The 5,845-nt window shown below is 44.5% G+C and carries 6 protein-coding genes; 4 read left to right on the forward strand and 2 right to left on the reverse strand.

From position 1 onward, the window contains the following. Positions 1 to 222: 222 nt before the first annotated feature. The 4 genes from ACOCD9_RS03690 (at position 223) to ACOCD9_RS03705 (ending at position 4,300) form a co-directional block, all read left to right on the forward strand. Positions 223 to 414 (forward strand): hypothetical protein, encoded by a 192-nt coding sequence (locus ACOCD9_RS03690; protein ID WP_419546410.1) that lies wholly within the window; start codon positions 223 to 225, stop codon positions 412 to 414. Positions 415 to 463: 49 nt separating this feature from the next. Continuing rightward, positions 464 to 700 (forward strand): hypothetical protein, encoded by a 237-nt coding sequence (locus ACOCD9_RS03695; RefSeq protein ID WP_419546412.1) that lies wholly within the window; start codon positions 464 to 466, stop codon positions 698 to 700. A gap of 143 nt (positions 701 to 843) precedes the next feature. Then, the gene (locus ACOCD9_RS03700; RefSeq protein WP_419546414.1) at positions 844 to 1,278 is read left to right on the forward strand and encodes a hypothetical protein; all 435 of its coding nucleotides are present in this window, start codon (positions 844 to 846) and stop codon (positions 1,276 to 1,278) included. Next, positions 1,271 to 4,300, forward strand: coding sequence for a plasmid replication protein, CyRepA1 family (locus ACOCD9_RS03705; protein WP_419546415.1), 3,030 nt, complete (start codon positions 1,271 to 1,273; stop codon positions 4,298 to 4,300). The genes ACOCD9_RS03700 and ACOCD9_RS03705 overlap by 8 nt, the downstream gene beginning before the upstream one ends. A 365-nt stretch (positions 4,301 to 4,665) precedes the next feature. Here ACOCD9_RS03705 and ACOCD9_RS03710 read toward each other — a convergent pair whose 3' ends face one another. After that, on the reverse strand, positions 4,666 to 5,514 hold the full coding sequence (locus ACOCD9_RS03710) for a hypothetical protein (protein ID WP_419546416.1): 849 nt from the start codon (positions 5,512 to 5,514) through the stop codon (positions 4,666 to 4,668). 120 nt (positions 5,515 to 5,634) lie between these two features. Then, positions 5,635 to 5,845 (reverse strand): tyrosine-type recombinase/integrase (locus ACOCD9_RS03715; RefSeq protein WP_419546418.1); only part of this gene is annotated, 211 nt, incomplete at its 5' end.

Genomic DNA, 5,845 nt, shown 5'->3' on the forward strand with positions numbered 1-5,845 from the left:
GCAATCTAGCTTATCTAATAGCCAAAAGCGTGAGATTGCCAACTATGTGACTGAAATGGCTAAACTTTATAAATTTTGTCTCGATCAGGTTGACGTAACCATCGGAGTAGAAGGGGAAGATAAACGAGCGATCGCTACCACGCTATTTATTAGCGCTCAAAAGAAATTCGCACTCTAGATAGATAGCAATCGGGGGGGTATCCCCTCCCGATAGGAGGAAACATGAAGGAATACACAGCAATTTTACCCCTCACCATTGAGGTCACAATCGCGGCTAAAAATCAACAAGAGGCTTTATCTTTTCTCGATGATTTGTATGCCAATATCAGCATCGAAAATGACGGGGGACAAGTGATAGAGGTAGTTAACGATAATCTGGGATTAATCGAGAATAATTGGGAGTTACAGGATTAATCACCAGTATTCAGTTATCAGTAAACAATCATTAATAGGAGTAAAAAAGATGACTAACAACCTCACAAGAGAAGACACGGAAAACACGGCCGGTGATATTTACATGGACTTAGTGGCGATCGAGCGTTATCTGTGGCTGTTCAAAAAATCCCTTCATAACGACTTACCAGAGGGACAAAAAAAGCTTTATATCGAGAATCTGGAGAACATCCAAAACTCGATCGAGTCCACAATCAAAAAGGCAGCGCGGGTTTTTGCCTTTTTTAATGGGGATGACCCCGATTAATCGGAATAGTCAAAACCGCAATTTTTTCGGATTTAACTATCAGTTATCGGTTATCAGTTGTCAGTTATCAGTTATCAGATATCGGTTATTATTAAAAAACCCGGAACGCTAGTAACGTTTTTGCCCGGGTAGTAGATATAATTATGTATAACTTATCAAACTTTAGCAAACTTGACAAAGTTTGCTTAACCGACAAGAAAGATTTATCGCGAAGTGGTCATTATAGTAAATTCTACCATAATCTGGAATCATCGGCAAAATGTCCCCGGTGCCAAAATTTAAGCGAATTAGTAGAGTCTGGCCCGGTCCGCGCCCTCTATCGCTGTGATAAGTGTGGAATCTTCGCGAAGCTTACCAAAAAGCAAAGACCGGACGGGAAACCGATCGAGTGCCGGCTTAAAAATCCTTGTCAGGGTTGTCAGGGTAAACAAGGAATTATCACGCCGGTCGATCGATCGACCGGGAACCCTCACAGTTACCGGCTTGACTGTGGGGATTGTGGACGGTTTCAGCGATGGGTTAGTCAGGATGAATTCGATCGCAAGTTAGGGAAACAGGGAGGCCGCGGCAATGGTTAGAGCCTCTCACTTCCAAGAATGGCGATCGAGCGCCGTTCACCCCGATATTATCGAGTTAAATGTAGAGTCGCTGTCGGGGGACGCGGCCTATGAGTCCCTTCTGTATGGTTTACCCGATAGCGAGAGGCTAAACAATGGGCGGTTAGGCGCGGGATGGATACGAAAATACAGTCATCTAGAGTCCGGGGGATGGTGGGCCAGTGGCATTGACATACTCACCGGGCAGCCATCCCGGTGGGGATGCTTGAAACCCGACAAGCCACGAATTGATCTAGACGGGATGACCTTAGATCAGCTAAAAAGCTTATGCCTAAACCAGGGCATAAACCCCGATGGATGGAGTAAGAGTCAACTGGTTAGGCAGTTAACGGCCAAAGGCCAAAAATCTAAACCCCTTAAGTATGAACACCCCGCTAAATGCCCTACAGAAATCTTCGCTCTCAGAGTGCCGGATGATATCTGGCAAGCAATAGGCGATAAATATGGAATCGCGCCCTATTGCCTACTGCCAACAAAAGACACTGACACACCCGGTGTGACATTTTGGCAATGGGTCCTCGATAACCCCTCGATCGCTCTCCTGATTACCGAGGGGGCCAAAAAAGCAGGGTCCCTACTTACCGCCGGTTACGCTGCCATAGCACTGCCGGGGATTTACTCAGGTTTTAGGCAAGATAAGGAATGGGGGAACGCGATCGGGCTGCCCTATTTAATCCCCCAACTGCTGCCATTTTGCGGGGGAGGCCGGGAAGTCGTCTTTTTCTTTGATCAGGATAGCAAGCCTAAGACAATCAAAAATGTCCGGCGTGCGATAGAAAAAACCGGGAAACTTCTAGGGTACAAGGGATGCAAAGTATCCGTAGCCCGATGGTCCGATTACTGGAAGGGGATCGATGATTTTGTAGTTAGTCAGGGGATAGAGGCTCTTGATCGGGTATTCTCTGAGAGAATCTCTTTAGATGCTTATAAGATTGAGAATTTTTCCGCTCTAACACCTGATTTAAAGATAAATGAGAGATATATCTCTCAATCTCTTAATCCCCCTGAGAATGCCAAAATCATAGGGATTAAAGCGCCCAAGGGGACGGGTAAGACTGAGTTTATAGCGGCAAAAATAGCGCCGCTATTGGCCAAGGGCGATCGAGTCTTGGTACTCACTCACCGGGTACAATTGGGGTTAGAATTGTCGCGCCGGTTCGGGGTGAACTATCGATCGGAATTGGTAACAAGTGAAGATGGTAGCCTATTAGGATATGTGTTATGCGTTGATAGCTTACATGGCAAGGCTAATCCTAAATTTAATCCCCTTGATTGGGAAAATACCACGATAATCATAGATGAGTGTGAGCAGGTTTTCTGGCATTTATTGAATAGCCCTACCTGCGAAAAATACAGGGTAAAAATTATCGATTGCCTACGAGAATTATTCAGGATTGCAGTGAGTACAGGGGGAAAAATCTACCTATCCGATGCTGATTTATCTATGAATGCTATCAGTTATGTGCAATCTTTGATCGGCTATTCCTTGCCTACTTATGTCATTGAGAACAGCTATAAATCCCCCCTTAAAAGGAATCTATACCTTTTCGGTGGGAACAATCCCTCTAGCTTGATTCAAGAGTTAGAAATCGCTGTAAATAGAGGTCAAAAAGTGATTGTTCACACGGACGGCCAAAAGCATAAATCGAATTGGGGAACCCGCAATCTAGAATACTACTTTAAGAAAAAATATCCTAATCTAAAAATCCTGAGAATAGACAGCGAGAGTGTATCCGATCGCTCTCACCCTGCTTACGGTTGTATGGGTAACTTAAACCAGATTTTGTCTCAGTATGATCTGGTAATTTGTTCCCCCGTAATCGAGACGGGAATCAGTATAGATGGTAATCACTTTGATGCTGTTTTCGCTATCTCTCATGGTGTTCAATCAGTGGATAGTTTGGCTCAAACATTGGCACGGGTAAGGGCTGATATTCCCCGCTATATCTGGGTTTCCGAGTATTCCCCTAACAGAATTGGGAACGGTTCAACCGACCTAAAACAACTATTAGCAGGGGAACATTTTAAGGCTAAATTTACGATCAGAACACTGCAATCTGTAGGCTTAAGAGAGATTCCAGAATTTAGCTTTTTAGAAGATGGTGACAAGTATTCCCCTAGTCTCTCCCTATGGGCTAAAAATGCAGTTAAAATCAATCTAGAGGCAAAAAACTATCGGGAATCGCTAATGAGAAAACTAGAGGATGAAGGATATAAAATTACTCCGATCGCGCCCGGTGACAAGGAATCGATCGAGTCATTAAAGGATGACATAAAATCAGCTAAGAATGAGAACTATTCAGGGCATAAAAAAGCCGTGCTTAATGCTGACAGCCTAAGCAATTGCGAGTATGATTCCCTTAAGGAAAAAAGAGAACTAACAGAAGGGGAAAGAAATCAATTAAAACGCGCACGGATCGAGAGAACCTACGGGATTAATCTCACCGATGAATTAATCACCAAAGATGATGATAACTGGTATCCAAAGATAAGGCTGCATTACTTTTTATCTGTAGGCAATCAGTTTTTAGCTGATCGGGATAGCAAAAAAATCGATGACTCTCTAGAAAATGGTGAGGGTAAAATCTTTAAACCAGACATGAACCGATCGCTTTTATCAGCAAAAATTAATCTGTTAAAAGTTCTAAACATAGAACAGTTTTTAGACAGCGATCGAGAGTTTACGAGCGATGACCTTGCTGAATGGTTTGAGACGCTTAAAAAAATACCGGTTTCTCAAATTAAATCAATTCTGGGATTTACCCTATCAATGGGGGACACTCCGATCGCTTTCGCTCAAAGGCTGTTAGCGGTCTTGGGACTGAAACTTAGCTATGTCTCTCATCGCCGGTTCCCGGACGGCAGCCGTCAACGGGTTTACCGTGGCTGTGACCCTCTCGCTGACGGCCGGGGTGAGGTATTCGATCGCTGGTTAGAGAGGGATCGGGAATCTCTAGAAGACTCAAGCGAGATTGCTGCGTAATGTGGAACACCCCCCGTAATAGTCTGTTTATTGGGATAACCCCCGTGTTCCTTAATCAAAAATCCCCCCAAAACCAAAACCGAAAAAATTGCGGATTTTTGGGCATTTTTGCCGTGAGAAGTGTTTCAACGCAATTGATAATACAAGTGTATTTGTGCCAGTTAGTGTGACACTTTGTGTGTGCCAAAGGTACACATTTTCGTACTACTACTCAGTACACTCTCAACAAAGGTATAAAAATTTTTTGTCTCTAGAGGAAAAGCGCGCCGGGACGGGGTGCGATCGAAAGGTCCGAAAAAGAACCTACACTTTTTCTAACCCTGTACCTGACTAGGTTGTGACCAGTGGTACAGGGTGAAGCTGTGTCACTCAGGTAACACGGCTTGATACTCGTAAGGGTTGCCCTTGCTGCCGCGCCGCGTCCGTCTGGGCCAACATTCTGTTAACGCTTTTTTTCGTAACCCTTCTTTGGTTTTGGGCCAACCGGAATAATGGCAGTCAAGTAAGTCATCGATGGTGTACCACGGTTTTGAATCAGTCACGGACTCGATCGCACTCGCTACCGTCTCAATAGATGAGTTAGGTTCTACACTCTCAACCGTTCCATCGATGGAAGCGATCGCGTCCGGTGGTAACGGTGGTGACGGTGAAACTTCCGGGGTCACGGTTCCGATCGCCGGTTGGGCCAGAGGGGGAAGGGGGGAAGTTTCCTCAATGGGGGGAAGGGGGGAAGTGGCGATCGAAGCCTCTCGCTCTCTTTTTAGGAGGGGTTCCATATCGGGGTTTTCCTTTTGGCTATCCTTTTGTCTATCTGTGTCTATCTCTTGACTATCCAACTGAATAGCTAGGGCATTTAGCCTATGTTCTAAGCTAGTGATTTTGTCAGATAATCCTTGATCAGAATCGGTTAGGCGATCGTCAATTGCCTCTATCCAGTCGTTTAGTTTTTTGGCTATTGTGTCTAGTCGGTTGTCTAGTCTTTGAGTAGTTGCCTCTAATTTGTCTATCCGGTCACTGCCTATCTGATTGTCTATCTTGTCTATCCACTGCTTTTTTCCCGTGACTATCCCAATGTCTATCTTCCCGGATAGACATTGATTAATAAAATCATATAGAAGTGAGGCTGTGTCAGTGTTTTGGCTTTTTGCCAAGTCCCCAAAAGCTTTCCTTTTTTCCGATTCAATCCTGATTGTGATTAATTTGTCGCGTGCCATATTTGTCTATCCGTTGTCTATCTGTCTATTCATAGGATAGCCAATTGTATAGCCAATGTCTAGCCACTATAGACACTTTGAGAATTGGCACTCTATCTAAAGAATTGGCACTCGATCGCATTAAATCAGATTTACCGCGTCCCGGACGTTTTCATCGGTGACTTCCAGATAAACCGATAGGGCCGCTAGGGATGAATGCCCTGATATTCTTTGAATCGTTCTTAGTGGAACCCCCGCTAAGTGCATTCTGGTTAAAGCCGTTCGCCGGAATGAATGGGTAGAAATTCCTTTTAATCCCAATCGATCGCAAGCTTGCCTAAGAACTAAGTCA

The sequence above is a fragment of the Microcystis sp. genome (assembly GCF_048564745.1).
GTDB lineage: Bacteria > Cyanobacteriota > Cyanobacteriia > Cyanobacteriales > Microcystaceae > Microcystis > Microcystis ichthyoblabe_A.